Genomic DNA, 15,435 nt, shown 5'->3' on the forward strand with positions numbered 1-15,435 from the left:
TGAGCCGTATGTCGTGTCTGCAGGCTTCCGCCGTCGAGCTGCTCTCCACATGGGAGGCGCCCGACGCCGAGCAGGACAGCCTGCGGCACTCCGTTCTGGCCTTCCTCGACGCCAACCCGGACGCGTGCCGTCGCCGCAGCGCCGCAGGTCATATCACCGCCTCGGCGCTGGTGGTCAACCACGACGGGTCACAGGCGCTGCTGACCCTGCACCCCCGCGTGGGTAAGTGGCTTCAGCTGGGCGGCCACTGCGAGGAGGAGGACGCCACCATCCGGGCGGCCGCGCTGCGTGAAGCCACCGAGGAGTCCGGGATACCGGACCTCACTCTCGAGCCGAATCTGCTTGGCATACACGTACACCCGATCACGTGCTCGCTGGGTGTGCCGACCCGTCATCTCGATCTGCAGTTCCTGGCGCGCGCACCCGAGGGCGCCCAGATCACCGTCAGCGACGAATCACTGGACCTGCGCTGGTGGCCCATCGACCAGATTCCGGCCGAAGATCCCTCGGTCGTCGTGTTGGCCCAGCGGGCCCGCGCCCGGCTGCGCTGAGCGCCACCCACACCGACTCTCCAGGCGCGGGAAGTCAGGTAGTGCATTACGCGTATCGCACGTCACCAACCGTCGTATCGTGCCCTCATCAGCGGTCATTCGGTAAGGGGCGCGCATGGACATCAAGATTGAGACCCCCTTTGGTGGCAGCGCGAGAATCACCAAGCCCGACCGCGAGCCATCCCCCGGTGCTGACGAGCCCCAGCACACGTTCACCCTCGGCGATTTACGACCACGAGTCCGAGCGCTCTTGGTGTTGTGCATCGCCATTGACGGCACGATCGTGTTGTGGCTGGCGGCCAAGAACGCCACGCTGACCCAGAACGCGTGGGATCTGCTGGGCACCGCGCTGCTCCTTGCCATCGGCATCAGCTGCGCACTGGCGATCGGGGTAATTGTGAAGTACCGGCACAGTTCCGTGCTCACCCCCCTGGCCAGCCAGGTATTCGTCATCTGCCTCACCGCTTATGTCTGGCTGCTCGACCTGCGCAGTCCCGCAAGCCAGATAGGGGGCATCACAGGAGTCGCGCTGGCGTTGGGTGCCGTCGCCCTGTGCTGGGTGCTGTATCTGAGCCGGTATGCGGCGGGCGCACTGACGAGAACCGGCATCGCCGTCGTCGCACTGTTTCCCCTCATCGGGTTGGTGCAGTTCTGGATTCAGAACGAGTACATGGCGCACAGTTCGCTTCCGCTGATAGACGTGCAGACCGAGTTGACCCCGGTGGGCTCGACCGGCCCCATCATCCACGTGCTGGCCAAGACCACGTACCACAACCGTGGATCGTTCCGCGTCGACGTCCCGGCCAGCCACCCGAGGTCGTGGCCGGGCACCTGAACGCACTCGGGAGTCAGTTCGGCGACTATCGCGAAACTCCGGCGATGCCTGCCCAGGCACGACTGATCTATGCCGGCTCGTCCGGCGGGTCCGGCGGGGCGTTCCTGGCTCCCGGATCGACGAATCAGGGCAGCACCATCATCGATATCGATTCCCGGACAGTCCGGTTGGCGGTCATCAAGGTCACCCTGATCGCCGTCACCCACCGATCGGTGAAGGAAACACGGACCTGCTATCCCCCGCAGATCGCACTCGGCGAGAACGTGATCGGCTTCCTCCGGGAATCAACCGTGGTCCACGATTTCCTGGGCGGTAAGGCGTTGTGTACCGAAACCCAGTTCGCGTCCCGCGGCGTCATCGAGGAACTGGTTTCCGATCACCCCGTGTTGCGGATCTACACCATGGTGCACGCCTCTGGGGCAACCACTCCGATATTGCTGCCGTTCTTCGGCACCCAGGAATCGCTGGACAATCCGCTATCGAGCACAAAGGCGTCGACGATCATCGAGAACGCCAACCCCTCAGGCATGTTCGGCTCGTCTGCCGAGTACGCGCCGTCCGACGCCGACGTGCGGCCGAGTCCCTAGACGTCCGAGGAGTACCGGATACCACCGTCGGGAATGGTGATTCCGGGCCACACCCGGGCGCCGCGCAACAGCTCGCACCGCGCACCGATATCTGCCCCATCACCGATCACACCGTCACGCACCAGCGCACGCGGACCGATACGGGCACCGAACCCGATGATCGAGCGTTCCACCACGGCACCCGCCTCGATGCGCGCACCGTCGAAGACGACCGCACCGTCAAGCCGTGCCCCGGGGCCGATTTCGGCTCCCCGACCCACCACGGTGCCACCGATCACCAGCGCGCCAGGTGCCACCGAGGCGCCATCGTGCACCAGTGCCTCACCCGGATGCTCGGGGATCGCGGGTGAGGGCGCGATGCCGCGCACCAGGTCTGCCGAGCCGCGCACGAAGTCCTCGGGAGTTCCCATATCGCGCCAGTAACTCGTGTCGACGTATCCGCATACCTTGGCACCACTGCTCAGCAGCCCTGGAAAGACTTCTCGCTCAACCGACACCGGCCGCCCGGAGGGGATCTGTTCGATCAGCTCACGCCGGAACACGTAACACCCGGCGTTGATCTGATCGGTGGGCGGATCTTCGGTCTTCTCCAGGAATGCGGTCACGCGCCCCGTGGAATCGGTAGGCACACAACCGAACGCGCGCGGGTCGCCGACCCGTACCAGGTGCAACGTCAGATCAGCCTGGGTCTGCTCATGCTGCGCGAGAAGGTCTTTCAAGTCCAAGCCGGACAACACATCGCCGTTGAACACCAGGGCGGTGTCGTGCCGCAGATGGTCCAGCACATTCCGGATGGCTCCGCCGGTACCCAGCGGTTCCGTTTCGGTGACATACGTGATCGACAGGCCCAGCTTGGATCCGTCGCCGAACTCCGACTCGAAGACCTCGGCCTTGTAGGACGTCCCGAGCACCACGTGATCGATCCCGGCCGCGGCGACCCGAGACAACACATGCGTCAGGAAGGGGAAGCCGGCGATCGGCAGCATCGGCTTGGGCGCTGAGAGCGTCAGTGGACGCAGCCGGGTGCCCTGCCCGCCCACCAAGATGACGGCATCGGCTTTCACGGTGCCCGATTCAACACTGCCAGGTACAACACTGTCAGGCATTCCCGTCTCCTTGCTTATCCCGGCGCCGGTTGGCGCGGATGGCCGCGCGCACCACGATCGCAGATCGAGCCGCCAGTGCGCCCCGAATGCTCCAACGCAACGGTGCCTGCCACCAATGTGGGTGCCGGTCTGATTGATAGATGTAGACGCTGTCGTGGTGCGCGGAGAGGCTGCGCGCCGGGTCGCGACCGGCCGCATGACCCTTCGCATGCACAACCTCCGAGCTCGGCGCATACACGTTCTGCCAACCCGCACGTGTCAGCCGGTCCCCGAGATCGACGTCCTCCATGTACATGAAGTAGCGCGTGTCGAATCCGCCGATGGCATCGAAGGCCTTGCGCCGCAGCAGCAGGCAAGATCCCGAGAGCCAACCGACGATGCGCTCGGACGGCTCCATCCGATCCTGGCGATACGCCGCGGTCCACGGATTGGTGGGCCACACCGATCCCAGCAGCGCGTGAAGCGCGCCACCCGCGAGCGAGGGCACCACTCGCGCCGAGGGATACACCGAACCATCGGGTTCACGAATAAGCGGACCCAGCGCACCCGCAGCGGGCCAACGCTGCGCAACCTCAAGCAGCGCATCGATGCTTCCCGGACCCCACTGCACGTCGGGGTTGGCGATCACAATCCATTCGGCTTCGGGATCAACCTGCGCCACCCCAAGGTTCGCGGCCTTCCCGTAGCCGACATTGCCCCCGGTGCGCAGCAGCTCGACATCGGGCTCCTCGGCGGCCACTTCGGGCGCCCCATCGGTGGAGCCGTTATCGGCCAGGATCAACCGCAGCGGGCGATCGGTGGCGTGGCGCAGCGTTCTGAGGAAGCGATGGAGATGCTCGCCAGGCGAGTACGTCACCGTCACCACGGCGATCTGCTCGAGCGGCGCCGACGGGCCACTCGGGCGATGAGGATCAGGCACGGTGCTTGAGGGTACCTACCCCTGATGTGTGGCCAGCGCCTCAGCCAACGCATCCCGCCACGGACGCAGCGGTGCCAGACCCACCTCGGCCCATAGATCGCCGTCGAGCGCCGTGTACACCGGACGGGGCGCTGCGCTCGGAAAATCGACGGACAGACAGGGCTGCAGCCGCGAGGTATCCGCCCCGACCAGCTCGAACACGGCCTTCGCCCAGTCGAACCGGTTCACCGCTCCGCCCCCCGCCGCGTGCAGCAACGGTTCGCGAACGTCGGAGGCCGCGAGGTCCAACAAAGCCTCGGCGAGGTCTGCGGCATACGTCGGAGATCCGGTCTGATCGGTGACCACCCGCACCGGGCCGTCCCCGGCTGCCAATCTCCGCATGACTCCGACGAAATCACCGTTGACGCCGGTGTAGACCCACGCCGTGCGCACCACCTGCGCTGTCGGTAAGGCATCGTGCACGGCCCGTTCTCCGGCGAGCTTGGTGTGCGCGTACACACCGGCCGGAGCCGTGGCGTCACCCGGGCGGTACGGGCGTGGGCCGGCATCACCGAACTCACCGCTGAACACGTAATCGGTGGAGATATGGATCAATCTGGCCCCAACCTCGCGACACGCCTGAGCCACCCGGGCAGCACCTTCGGCGTTGACCGCGTACGCCCTGGCCTCGTCGCTTTCCGCGGCATCCACGGCGGTGTAGGCGGCGCAGTTGATCACGGTGTCCCCGGCAGCAATCACCCCGTCGGGCACGCCGTCGCGGGTAATATCCCAATCAGTCGATTTCAGGGCACGGACAGGGAGGGCGCGAAGCGCGGCACGGGCAATCAGATGGGTGCCGAGCTGACCGCCCGCTCCGGTGATAACAAGCACACCGAGAGTCTGGCACGCCGACTTCGCTTCCGAGGGATGAGAGCCACCCCGACGTAGCCTTGACGAGGCTTGAGACTCGTTGCCCGGCGAACGCCCGGCCCGGAAAGAAACGGATCACCGTGACCGACCCTCACGCTCCTCGCGCGGGCGGCTCGTCGCAGACGGAGACGCCACGCCCTCTGTGGCGGGGTATTGCGACGCTGGCCGCCGTCGCCGTCATGGTGGTCACCGGCGCCGCCTGGGGAAAGATCGGCAACATCGATCCGAACATCGCCCGGTTCGATCTTCCCGGCCTGTTCGGCAATGCCGGAAGGCCCGATGACGGCGCGATCGACATTCTGATGGTGGGCGTCGACAGTCGCAGCGACGCACACGGCAATCCGCTCTCACAGGACGAGCTGTCCATGCTGCGAGCCGGAGACGAGACGGCCACCAATACCGACACCATCATCCTCATCCGCATCCCCAGCAACGGAAAATCCGCAACGGCGATCTCCATCCCCCGCGACTCCTATGTCACAGTCCCGGACGGCAGCAAGGGAAAGATCAACGGCGTCTACGGCGAAGCCAAAGAGAACGACCGTCAGAAACGCGTCGAATCCGGCGAGACGCTGGAAGCCGCCGAACGCGAATCCGTCGACGCCGGGCGTTCGGCGCTCACCCAGACCGTGGCCAAGCTGACCGGCGTCACCGTCGATCGCTACGCCGAGGTGAGCATGCTCGGGTTCGTACTGATGACCAACGCACTCGGTGGCGTCAACGTGTGCCTGAACGAGGCTGTCTACGAACCGATGTCGGGAGCCGACTTTCCCGCCGGTCCGCAGACACTCGATGGCCCCAACGCATTGAGCTTCGTGCGACAACGCCACGATCTGCCGCGCGGTGACCTCGATCGTGTGGTCCGCCAGCAGGTGGTGATGTCGTCACTGGCGCATTCGGCGCTGTCCGGGGGAACACTCACCAACCCCTCCACGCTGGGCAAGCTCCGCGATGCGATCACGCGCACCGTGGTGCTCAGTGAGGGCTGGGACGTCATGGACTTCATCAAGCAGCTGCAGAAGCTGTCCGGGGGCAACGTGGCATTCGCGACCATTCCCATCCTGCGCGAGGACGGTTGGACCGAGGACGGCACCCAAAGTGTCGTGAAGGTCGATCCCGATCAGGTGCGCAACTGGGTATCCGGCCTGCTGGACCAGCAGGCCCAGGGCAAGACCGAAGAGGCCACCTACTCCAAGGACCAAACAATCGCCGACGTCGTGAACGAGACCCAGATCAACGGCCTCGCCGCTGCCGTATCGGAACTGTTGGTGGGCAAGGGATTCACCGCAGGCAAGGTCGGCAACAACGATGCCGAGCATGCCGGCAACAGCCAGGTTCAGGCCGCGGAGTTGGACGATGTGGGCGCCAGGGCGGTGGCCGAGGCACTGGGGCTGCAGGTAGTGCAGAAGCAGGGCTTGGCCGAGCACACCGTCCGCGTGGTGCTGTCCAATGACTACCACGGTCCCGGCTCTGGCCGTGAGACCACACCTGCCGCCTCGGAAACCGGTTCCACCGAAGACGAGGCACCGCCCCCGCCCCCGTCGCCGATTTTCACGGCGGCCAACGGCCCACGCTGCGTCAACTGATGGACCTCACCTCCCTGCTGCTGGGCGATGCGAACAATCCGGCGCCCCGGGTCACCTACTACGACGACGCCTCCGGCGAACGCATCGAACTCTCGACGGTGACGCTGGCCAACTGGGCGGCCAAGACCGCCAACATGCTGCGTGACGAATTCGGTGCCGGACCCGGGTCAACGGTCGCGGTGCGGCTGCCCGCACATTGGCAAACAGCGGGCGTGCTGCTCGGAATCTGGTGGGCCGGAGCCGAAGTGGTGCTCGGCGGCGAGGACAGTGCCGACGTAGCGTTCTGCACGCCCGGCGACGAACCGGACGCCGACGAGGTGTGCGTGCTGTCGCTTGACGCGTTCGGTCGCCCCGTACCGAACCTGCCGCTGGGACTGACCGACTATTCGACGGCGGTCCGCGTACACGGCGACCGATTCTCACCCGCCGGTGCCGGGCCCGCCCTGAACGGCCGCAACGTTCACGATGTTGCCGCTGCCGCACGCGAAAGTGCCGCGACGCAAGGCATCACGGCCGAAGATCGGGTACTGGGCACCGGCTCCTGGGACAGCCCGGACGTGCTGGTCGACAATCTGCTGGCAGTGCTCATCGCCGGAGCCTCCCTGGTGCAGGTGGCCAATCCGGACCCGAGCGCGCAGGAGCGTCGGGTGACCTCCGAAAAGGTCACCCGCACGCTCTCCTAGCGCGAGTTAGGAACCAAGCAGGGCGCGGGTCATCACCACGCGCTGAATCTGGTTGGTGCCCTCGTAGATCTGGGTGATCTTGGCATCGCGCATCATCCGCTCCACCGGGAAGTCGGTGGTGTATCCGGCGCCGCCGAACAGCTGCACGGCATCGGTGGTGACCTCCATGGCCACATCGGAGGCGAAGCACTTGGACGCCGAGGAGATGAAGCCCAGGCTCTTCTCGCCGCGCTCGGCGCGCGCCGCCGCGGTGTACACCAGCAGGCGGGCGGCCTCGACCTTCATCGCCATATCGGCGAGCATGAACTGCACACCCTGGAAATCACTGATGGACCGGCCAAACTGCTTGCGGTCCTTGGTGTATGCGATCGCGGCGTCGAGCGCACCCTGCGCGATCCCGAGGGCCTGCGCACCGATGGTGGGCCGAGTGTGATCGAGCGTCTCCAGCGCGGTCTTGAAACCGGTGCCCGGCTGCCCGATGATCCGGTCGCCCGGAATCCGGCAGTTCTCGAAGTACAGCTCCGCGGTGGGCGAGCCCTTGATGCCCAGCTTGTGCTCCAGCGGGCCGACGGTGAAACCCTCGTCGTCCTTGTGCACCATGAACGCCGAGATGCCGTGGGCCTTCTTCTCGGGATCGGTCACCGCCATCACGGTGTACCAGGAAGACTTGCCACCGTTGGTGATCCAACACTTGCTGCCGTTGATGATCCAGTCATCGCCGTCGGCCTTGGCGCGGGTGCGCATGCTGGCCGCATCGCTGCCGGCCTCACGCTCGGACAGCGCGTAGGAGGCCATCGCCTCGCCGCTGGCGATGGACGGCAGAACCTGCTTCTTGAGTTCTTCGGAGCCGCTGAGGATCAGGCCCATGGTGCCGAGCTTGTTGACGGCGGGGATCAACGAGGACGACGCGCAGACCCGGGCCACCTCTTCGATGACGATGCAGGCGGCCACGCTATCGGCGCCCTGACCGTCGTACTCCTCGGGAACATGCACGGCATTGAAGCCCGAGGCGACCAGCGCATCGAGGGCCTCCTGGGGGAACCGGGCCTTCTCGTCGACATCCTTGGCGTAGGGAGCAATCTCTTTTTCAGCCAGGCCACGGATCGCCGCACGCAACTCGTCATGCTCTTCTGCCAGCTTGAACAGGTCAAACGACGGGTTTCCAGCCATCACAGCCTCCAGGATCGAACAGTTAGTCGCCGTTAACTGTACGTCACGGTCAATTTAGTCGCCTAATAGTCTGCGCCGCAGCGCCTCATCCTTCTCCAAAACGGTTGCTTCCATGCTCGCTTGGAAGGCGACCACCTTGTCCCGCAGCGTGGTGTCGGAGACCCCCAGGATGCGTGCGGCCAGCAGCCCGGCGTTGCGGGCGCCGCCGATGGACACCGTCGCGACCGGCACACCCGTAGGCATCTGCACGATGGACAGCAGGGAATCCAGACCATCCAGCCGCGCCAGCGGCACCGGAACACCAATGACCGGCAACGGGGTGGCCGAGGCCACCATGCCGGGCAGATGCGCTGCCCCGCCGGCCCCGGCGATGATCACCTGAATGCCCCTGTCGGCGGCGGTCTGTGCGTACTCCAGCATGCGCGCCGGCGTGCGGTGTGCCGAAACAACACCCACCTCAAAAGGAATTGCGAACTCCGCCAAGGCATTCGCGGCATCCGACATCACCGACCAGTCACTATCGCTGCCCATGATCAGGCCGACTCGCGCACTCACTATTCAGCGTCCTCTCATCGTCGCGCAGGCGCTCATCAGCGCCTCCGCCTCTTCGCACAAGCGCCCATCAGTGCGTCGCTTGCCATCCGTCGGTCCATACCGCGTGCGACAGCCAGTGCGCGGCACGCTCGGCGCGCTCGCGCACCTCGGCCACATACCGCGGATCGGACGGCGAACCATCCGCGCGGCCCTGGATGTTCACGTGCCCCAGCTTGCGGCCCGCACGCTCACCCTTGCCGTACAAGTGCACCTTCGCCTCCGGGATGCGGCCCATCAAATGGTGCATCCGTTCATCGAGTGACATCGCGGGAGTCTCAGGTGCGCCCAACACATTGGCCATGACGGTCACAGGAGCAAGCGGTTCGGTGGAGCCGAGCGGGTAGTCCAGCACGGCGCGCAGATGCTGCTCGAATTGCCCGGTCCGCGCGCCGTCCATGCTCCAATGCCCGGAGTTGTGTGGTCGCATCGCCAGCTCATTGACCAGCAATCGGCCGTCATTGGTTTCGAACAGTTCCACCGCCAGGCATCCGGTCACACCGAGCTCGGTGGCGATCCGCAGCGCCAGCTGCTCGGCCTCCATCGCCCGTTCCTCGGGTAGCTCCGGTGCCGGCGCGATAACCACGGCGCAAATCCCATCCCGCTGAACGGTTTCCACTACGGGCCAGGCGGCACCCTGCCCGAACGGCGAGCGGGCCACCATCGCCGACAGCTCACGGCGCATGTCGACGCGTTCCTCGGCGAGCAGCTCCACACCGGCGGCCAGTTGCTCGGCGGCCACCGCGCGCGCCTCATCCAGATCGTCGGTGATCCACACGCCGCGGCCGTCGTATCCGCCCCGCACCGCCTTCAGCACGACCCGGCTGCCCGTCTCAGCGGCAAACCGCTCGACGTCGGCGACGGTCTTGATATCCGCGAATCCCGGCACCGGAGCCCCGATGCTCTTCAATTTGCGTCGCATGAACGTCTTGTCCTGCGCGTAGATGAGCGCCGACGGCGGCGGCTGCACATTGACGCCCTCGCCCTGCAGGGTCTCCAGGAACGCCGTCGGGACGTGTTCGTGGTCGAAGGTGAGCACGGTGGCTCCCTTCGCCGCGCGGCGCAGATCATCAAGATCGGTATGCGAACCGAATACGACATCGGGGGTGACTTGAGCCGCCGGCTCATCGGCGGCGTGTGCCAGCACCCGCAGTGTCTGACCCAGCGCGATCGACGCCTGATGGGTCATCCGGGCCAGCTGACCACCACCGATCATGGTGACGACGGGAGTTTCGGGCACAGACATATGTTGTCATGCTGGCCACACGGCCCCGCCGGAACGGTCCGTCTTAGCCGTCGTCAGCAGCCGGAATCAGGTGATCACATACACGCCCGTACCCACATGAGGTCTGCGGACCGCTTCGCACTGCCCTGCCATCTTCCGTACACTCGCCATTTGTGTCTTTCGCCGATGCCACCATCGCCCGGCTGCCCCGGTTCATCCGGCCTGTCGCCGAGCGGCACCACGAGCTGATCAAGTTCGGCATCGTCGGAGCCACCACGTTCATCATCGACTCCGGCATCTTCTACGCGCTGAAGCTGACGATCCTGGAGCCCAAGCCCCTCACCGCGAAGATCATCTCCGGCATCATCGCCGTCATCGCCTCCTACATCCTCAACAGGGAGTGGAGTTTCCGGGACCGCGGCGGACGGGAACGGCACCACGAGGCGCTGCTGTTCTTCGCGGTCAGCGGCATCGGCGTGCTTATCGCCATGCTTCCGCTGTGGGTATCGAGTTACATCCTTGAGCTGCGCGTGCCGAACGTGAGCCTGACGGTCGAGAACATCGCCGACTTCATCAGCGCGTACCTCATCGGCAACCTGCTGCAGATGGCGTTCCGGTTCTGGGCCTTCCGCCGCTGGGTGTTTCCCGACGAGTTCGGGCGCCAAGGCGAGACTCCGGTGGCCTTCGTCGCGGCCGAGGTGGACGACGACGGATCAGGCACCGACTCGGAAAACGTCACCCCGTTGCACCCGCACCCGGGACTGCCCAACAGCACCACCGTGCATCACGGCACCGAAGTCGGCCGCGGCCTGTACGGCTCAGCGCATCACGTCGCGGGTGGCCGTTCCCGGCCTCGCCCGGTGGAACGGCTGTCGCCCTCTTCCGAACCGAGGGTGTCAAAAACCTCGTGATACAGCCGCGAGTGGACGTATTCCACTCGCGGTATCTCGTGAAACTCCAACGGATCTTGTGACGCCGACTCGATGATCAGAGTGCCGGTGCGCAGAATCCTGTCCACCAGACCGTGCCGGAACTCGACGCTGTTGACACGCGCCAACGGGATATCGATTCCCGAACGGCTCAATAGTCCGTGACGGAACATCACGCGCCGGTCGGTGATCACGAAATGCGTAGTCAGCCAGTTCAAGAATGGCCACACACTCAGCCAGCCGACCAGCACCAGCCAGACAACACCGATCGCGATCATCACCACGTTCTTCGCGGTGGGCTGCCAGTCGGTGTTATCGACCATTGCGGCGATGAAGGCCGCCGCTCCGGTGGACAGAATCAGCACCAGGGCCGGGCCGATCAGTCGCTTCCAATGTGGATGGCGGTGCAACACCACCTGCTCGTCGTCGGCGAGTACGTTCTCCGGATACCCCACGTACAGCGACTTTACTGGTCGCTGAGCGGGCGCAGATGCGTAATGTCGCCCGCCGTTACCGCAGTGACGGTGCCGTCGGCCGCCTCGATACGGAGCTGTCCATCGTTACCGAGCCCGACGGCTACGCCGATCAGTTCACGCTCGCCCGGCAGCTCGGCCCGCACCCGCGCTCCCAGGGTGACGCTGCGCGCGCGGTAGTCCTCCAGCAGTTGCTCATCGACTCCCCGGGCGGTGCGCCAATGCGCGATGCGGCCCCCGAGTTCACGCAGCACCGCTCGCGCCAGCTCGTTGCGATCTGGATTGGCCCAGCCCAGGATCGCCAGGGACGTCGCATTGGGGTCCGGCAGCTCGTGTTCGGTGAAGGTGGCGTTGAGTCCGAGGCCGAGCACGATGGCCGACTGCGGTGTCGCGACCTCTGCCAGGATCCCGCACAGCTTGCGCCCCTCCACCAGCACATCGTTTGGCCACTTGAGACCGGCCTGAATGCCCGACACCTCGGCGACCGCATCGACGATCGCCACTCCGGCCAGCAGCGGCACCAATCCCCACCGGTCCGGTGGCACCTCACCGACTCCTATACCCATCGACATCGACAGCTGCGTGCGGGCGGGCGCGCCCCAGTTGCGGCCGTGACGCCCCCGGCCGGCGGTTTGGTGTTCGGCCAGCAACACGACACCGTCGATGTCCTCCCCTGCCGCGGCACGTGCCACCAGATCGGCGTTGGTGGATCCGGTTTCGTCGACGACGTCGATGCGGCGCCACTGTCCGTCGGGGCTGTCGGTGAGGGTGAGTCTGTCCGAGGTCACACGTTCAGCCTAGGCCGATAGACCGCATCTGCCTCACCCGTAAGCCACAAGGTCTCTACAAGTAGAGAACACGGGTCACCTAGACAGATGCTTGTCCAGGAAGCTCAATATCTGTGACCAACCGTCACCAGAGACCCGACTTGTCAACGTAGCGCGACATCCGACGCTCTGGGTCTGCGTCGCCTTCTGGACAACCTGGGACTCCCAAGGCGGAAGTGACGCACTGTGATTCCCTCCCGCCAACACCACGAAGGTCACATCCCGGCCAGCGTCAGCCAGTGCACGGTAGAGGGTCGCACCCTGCGCAAAGGGAACATATTCATCCTCCGTGCCGTGCACGATAAGAAAAGGAGGACCCTCGGGGGTGACATGCAGTGCGGGACTGGCAGCTGCTGCCTTGTCACGGCGGGAACTCACCGAACCTCCAAGGAGCATTCCTTCGGGAGAACCGGCGGCCTCGTGCCGCCCATCAAATGCGGGTAACACGTCGAGGGCATCAGACTCGACCCGCCCGGCGGCTATTCTCTGTCCTGCATCCGGGAGCGCTTGCCGATCCATAGCGGCAATATCGGTTGGGGCCGACAACGCGATCACCGCGTTGACCGCCGATTCCCCATGACCTGCGGTACCGGCTACGGCCGCGCTCCAGCCTCCAGAAGAGTGGCCGATATAGGCAAAACGCCCGGGGTCCAATGAGTATTGCGCAGCGTTGCTCCGCAAGAACGCCACCGCGTCCAGAGTGTCATGCTTTTGGGCGGGGAACTGCGCTTGATAGCTTCCACGCACAGCCACGGCGGCGACCGCGTAACCATGCGGCAGAAGCTGCGCCGCAAACTTTTCACCAGCATCTCTGCCCGACGGAGCGGTAAATCCACTTCCCATCGTCCAAATCACCAGGGGCACTGGACCATCGGCACCATCTGGAAGGTAGAGATCAAGCAGGTTGCCGGAATCATCGATGGTGTCGACAGATTCGCTGTACTGGATATCGCGGACGATGACACCTTCCCCCAATACGCGCGTTCCCACCGTTTCCTGCCAATCCTGCGTCTGCAAAGCTCCACATGGTTCGAAGCGCCACTGGTGAGGTGGACGCTCACTGAGACCATGGGGCATGTCGGGTATCTCCGGTGACCACTCAGCCCCGGTAGCAACCAACACCACTCGTTCGTCCGCGGATCGGTACACCTGCGCGATGCATTGCGGATAACGCGAAGTAATTTGCGGTACAACGCAATTAGACAGACAATCCACGATTTGGCCAGCTCTTCCATCGATGGCTTTCGCCTCCCACATCGTGGTGACGTAGCGAGTCACAGTGAAGCCTTCCTACTAAGTCGGGGCAACATGGCGAACCGCAAGCGGCTCCGACCGTGTCATCCAAACTGGGCGTGGCGCAGCGGGGGGACCGATGGAACCTCCGGCGCGCAGGCAATGTCCTGGGCAGTCATTTTGAAGCTGTCGGGGTAGGCATCACGCCGGGTACGCCGGTCAGGCTCGCTGGTGCGCCAGCAATACAGACACCGCTGACACTGCAGCACATCCCAGGCCCCCGGAACCGGCGACGTGAAGACCGTCTCAACGGCCTCGAACGCGCAACATGGACAAATGTTGTTGTCGGACAACAGAGTTACCTCACTATCTTTTGTTTGCGGTCAGTTGGGCGAGCCTGACCAGCCATTCGTTCATCTCCGGCAAGTCGCGCACTTGGTTTCCATAGTTGCCCCGGCGATCCGGCGCCACAGGGGTGGTGGCATCGATGATGAGTTTGTCGACAATCCCGGAGGGACTGGCCTGAGGCGCCAACTCCAGCACGGGAAGATTGGGGATTTGCACCAGATCGCCCGATGGGTTCATCTTGGTTGACAGCGCCCACATCACCTGCGGGAGATTGAAGGGGTCCACGTCCTCATCGACGACGATCACCGTCGCCGCGTACCCGAGGCCATGTGGCGTAGTCAGTACCCGCAGGCCGACGCTCTTGGCGAAGCCCCCATATCGGATCTTGGTGGACACGATCACAACCAGACCATGCGTATACGTGGCATTGACCGCGCGTACCTCGGGGAAATCCTTCCTGAGCTGTTTGTGCAGCGGTACACAGGTGTTGGCGGCCATCAAGTAGTCGATCTCTGTCCACGGCATCCCCAGATAGAGATGTTCGAAAATGGGGTCATTCCGATAAGAGATGCGATCGATACGGATCACGGTCATATTTCGCCCGCCAGAGTAATGCCCGGTGAACTCACCGAAAGGCCCCTCGATCTCTCGCTTACGACCCTCGATGACACCCTCGATCACAACCTCGGAACCCCACGGCACCGGCAGCCCATACAGCGGAGACAACGAAACTGGCGCGGGCGCACCGCGTAGCGCGCCAGCGAGCTCGTACTCGTTCTGGTCGTATTCCATAGGAGTGGAAGCCACGATCGAAATCACCGGATCATTGCCGAGCGTGATCGCTATCGGGAGATCCTCACCGACCTCTTCGGCTTTGCGCAGATGCTGAGCGATGTCATGCATCGGGACGGGTTGCAGTGCAAGCTTCCTGCGCCCCTTCACCTCGATGCGATAGATGCCCACGTTTTGTTTGCCGGAATCTTCGGGGTCTTCCGGGTCCTTAGAGATGACAGCAGCCTTGTCAATGTAGAAGCCCCCGTCCCCGTCATTGAGCCGAATCAGGGGCAGTACTTCGAAAATGTTGACGTCGTAACCGATTTGAGTGTTCTGAGCCCATGGTGGATCCGCCCTCAGCTCAGGTTTGACCGGAAATTGATCCCACCGCCGGATGAACTCGTCAACCTGCGCTTTGACACCCGTCTCCTTGGGTAGGCCGAGCGCCAGTGCGTGGTTGGCCCAGGATCCATGCACGTTCATCGCAATCCGGGCACGGGTAAAACCCTTCACATTGTCGAAATACAAGGCCGGAGCCTTGTCACCGAGACGGGGCGCGGCGTTGGCAGCGGCCGCGACATCCGGTTCAGGCATTACCTCGTCGGCGATATGCACCAATTGTCCCTCGCTATCGAGGGCTTGAAGGAAACTGCGCAAATCGTCGTATGCCATGTTTCGGTCCTATCTAT

17 protein-coding genes are annotated in these 15,435 nt (G+C 64.4%); 6 read left to right on the plus strand and 11 right to left on the minus strand.

Annotated elements, in window-relative coordinates; genetic code table 11:
- The first annotated feature begins 8 nt into the window (after nt 1-8).
- The 3 genes from MSTE_RS18435 to MSTE_RS18445 all read left to right on the plus strand — a co-directional run bounded on the left by MSTE_RS18435 (nt 9) and on the right by MSTE_RS18445 (nt 1,973).
- The gene (locus tag MSTE_RS18435) at nt 9-551 is read left to right on the plus strand and encodes an NUDIX hydrolase (protein ID WP_162291678.1); all 543 of its coding nucleotides are present in this window, start codon (nt 9-11) and stop codon (nt 549-551) included.
- Nucleotides 552-666: 115 nt separating this feature from the next.
- Nucleotides 667-1,386, plus strand: a complete 720-nt coding sequence (locus tag MSTE_RS18440; protein ID WP_096503400.1) for a hypothetical protein — start codon at nt 667-669, stop codon at nt 1,384-1,386.
- The gene (locus tag MSTE_RS18445) at nt 1,371-1,973 is read left to right on the plus strand and encodes a hypothetical protein (RefSeq protein ID WP_096503402.1); all 603 of its coding nucleotides are present in this window, start codon (nt 1,371-1,373) and stop codon (nt 1,971-1,973) included. The genes MSTE_RS18440 and MSTE_RS18445 overlap by 16 nt, the downstream gene beginning before the upstream one ends.
- Here the strand turns inward: MSTE_RS18445 and manB are convergent.
- The 3 genes from manB to rfbD form a co-directional block, all read right to left on the minus strand.
- Nucleotides 1,970-3,079 (minus strand): mannose-1-phosphate guanylyltransferase, encoded by a 1,110-nt coding sequence (gene manB, locus MSTE_RS18450; RefSeq protein WP_096503404.1) that lies wholly within the window; start codon nt 3,077-3,079, stop codon nt 1,970-1,972. The two genes, MSTE_RS18445 and manB, sit on opposite strands and share 4 nt — an antisense overlap.
- Nucleotides 3,072-3,944, minus strand: a complete 873-nt coding sequence (locus tag MSTE_RS18455; RefSeq protein ID WP_096503406.1) for a glycosyltransferase family 2 protein — start codon at nt 3,942-3,944, stop codon at nt 3,072-3,074. The genes manB and MSTE_RS18455 overlap by 8 nt, the downstream gene beginning before the upstream one ends.
- Before the next feature lie 69 nt (nt 3,945-4,013).
- Complete coding sequence (gene rfbD / locus MSTE_RS18460) at nt 4,014-4,868, minus strand: dTDP-4-dehydrorhamnose reductase (protein ID WP_096503408.1); 855 nt, start codon at nt 4,866-4,868, stop codon at nt 4,014-4,016.
- Between the two features lie 119 nt (nt 4,869-4,987).
- Between rfbD and MSTE_RS18465 the strand changes: the two genes are divergently transcribed.
- Entirely contained in the window at nt 4,988-6,493 is a 1,506-nt protein-coding gene (locus MSTE_RS18465) for an LCP family protein (RefSeq protein WP_096503410.1), read from the plus strand.
- Nucleotides 6,490-7,176, plus strand: coding sequence for a TIGR03089 family protein (locus MSTE_RS18470; RefSeq protein WP_096503412.1), 687 nt, complete (start codon nt 6,490-6,492; stop codon nt 7,174-7,176). Before MSTE_RS18465 ends, MSTE_RS18470 begins: the two co-directional genes overlap by 4 nt.
- Nucleotides 7,177-7,182: 6 nt before the next feature.
- On the opposite strand, the gene MSTE_RS18475 is transcribed toward MSTE_RS18470, so the two are convergent.
- From MSTE_RS18475 to MSTE_RS18485, 3 genes are all read right to left on the minus strand, one after another.
- Nucleotides 7,183-8,346: an acyl-CoA dehydrogenase gene (locus MSTE_RS18475; protein ID WP_096503414.1), complete on the minus strand. Its 1,164-nt coding sequence runs from the start codon at nt 8,344-8,346 to the stop codon at nt 7,183-7,185.
- Between the two features lie 54 nt (nt 8,347-8,400).
- Nucleotides 8,401-8,901: a 5-(carboxyamino)imidazole ribonucleotide mutase gene (gene purE / locus MSTE_RS18480; RefSeq protein ID WP_096503416.1), complete on the minus strand. Its 501-nt coding sequence runs from the start codon at nt 8,899-8,901 to the stop codon at nt 8,401-8,403.
- A 67-nt stretch (nt 8,902-8,968) separates the two neighbouring features.
- A complete protein-coding gene (locus tag MSTE_RS18485) occupies nt 8,969-10,177 on the minus strand; it encodes a 5-(carboxyamino)imidazole ribonucleotide synthase (protein WP_096506079.1) in 1,209 nt (402 codons plus the stop codon).
- 158 nt (nt 10,178-10,335) lie between these two features.
- Here MSTE_RS18485 and MSTE_RS18490 point away from each other — a divergent pair, with 158 nt between their 5' ends.
- The gene (locus tag MSTE_RS18490) at nt 10,336-11,073 is read left to right on the plus strand and encodes a GtrA family protein (protein WP_096503418.1); all 738 of its coding nucleotides are present in this window, start codon (nt 10,336-10,338) and stop codon (nt 11,071-11,073) included.
- Here the strand turns inward: MSTE_RS18490 and MSTE_RS18495 are convergent.
- The 5 genes from MSTE_RS18495 to MSTE_RS18515 all read right to left on the minus strand — a co-directional run bounded on the left by MSTE_RS18495 (nt 10,989) and on the right by MSTE_RS18515 (nt 15,418).
- Nucleotides 10,989-11,546, minus strand: coding sequence for a PH domain-containing protein (locus MSTE_RS18495; RefSeq protein WP_096503420.1), 558 nt, complete (start codon nt 11,544-11,546; stop codon nt 10,989-10,991). The genes MSTE_RS18490 and MSTE_RS18495 overlap by 85 nt on opposite strands.
- Nucleotides 11,547-11,557: 11 nt before the next feature.
- Entirely contained in the window at nt 11,558-12,352 is a 795-nt protein-coding gene (locus tag MSTE_RS18500) for a biotin--[acetyl-CoA-carboxylase] ligase (RefSeq protein ID WP_096503422.1), read from the minus strand.
- Nucleotides 12,353-12,427: 75 nt separating this feature from the next.
- On the minus strand, nt 12,428-13,408 hold the full coding sequence (locus tag MSTE_RS18505; protein ID WP_157997717.1) for an alpha/beta hydrolase: 981 nt from the start codon (nt 13,406-13,408) through the stop codon (nt 12,428-12,430).
- Between the two features lie 320 nt (nt 13,409-13,728).
- Nucleotides 13,729-13,977, minus strand: a complete 249-nt coding sequence (locus tag MSTE_RS25680) for a non-oxidative hydroxyarylic acid decarboxylases subunit D (RefSeq protein WP_269458214.1) — start codon at nt 13,975-13,977, stop codon at nt 13,729-13,731.
- Nucleotides 13,978-13,990: 13 nt separating this feature from the next.
- Nucleotides 13,991-15,418 carry a non-oxidative hydroxyarylic acid decarboxylases subunit C gene (locus MSTE_RS18515; protein WP_096503426.1) on the minus strand — a complete coding sequence of 476 codons (1,428 nt, stop codon included), beginning with the start codon at nt 15,416-15,418 and terminating at the stop codon, nt 13,991-13,993.
- Nucleotides 15,419-15,435 lie beyond the last annotated feature (17 nt).

The sequence above is a fragment of the [Mycobacterium] stephanolepidis genome (genome assembly GCF_002356335.1).
In the GTDB taxonomy this organism is placed as follows: Bacteria; Actinomycetota; Actinomycetes; order Mycobacteriales; family Mycobacteriaceae; genus Mycobacterium; species Mycobacterium stephanolepidis.

Coding starts and splice junctions, on each gene's coding strand:
- MSTE_RS18435 (WP_162291678.1), top strand. CDS start 9: ATGTCGTGTCTGCAGGCTTCCGCCGTCGAGCTGCTCTCCACATGGGAG.
- MSTE_RS18440 (WP_096503400.1), top strand. CDS start 667: ATGGACATCAAGATTGAGACCCCCTTTGGTGGCAGCGCGAGAATCACC.
- manB (WP_096503404.1), bottom strand. CDS start 3,079: ATGCCTGACAGTGTTGTACCTGGCAGTGTTGAATCGGGCACCGTGAAA.
- MSTE_RS18475 (WP_096503414.1), bottom strand. CDS start 8,346: ATGGCTGGAAACCCGTCGTTTGACCTGTTCAAGCTGGCAGAAGAGCAT.
- MSTE_RS18515 (WP_096503426.1), bottom strand. CDS start 15,418: ATGGCATACGACGATTTGCGCAGTTTCCTTCAAGCCCTCGATAGCGAG.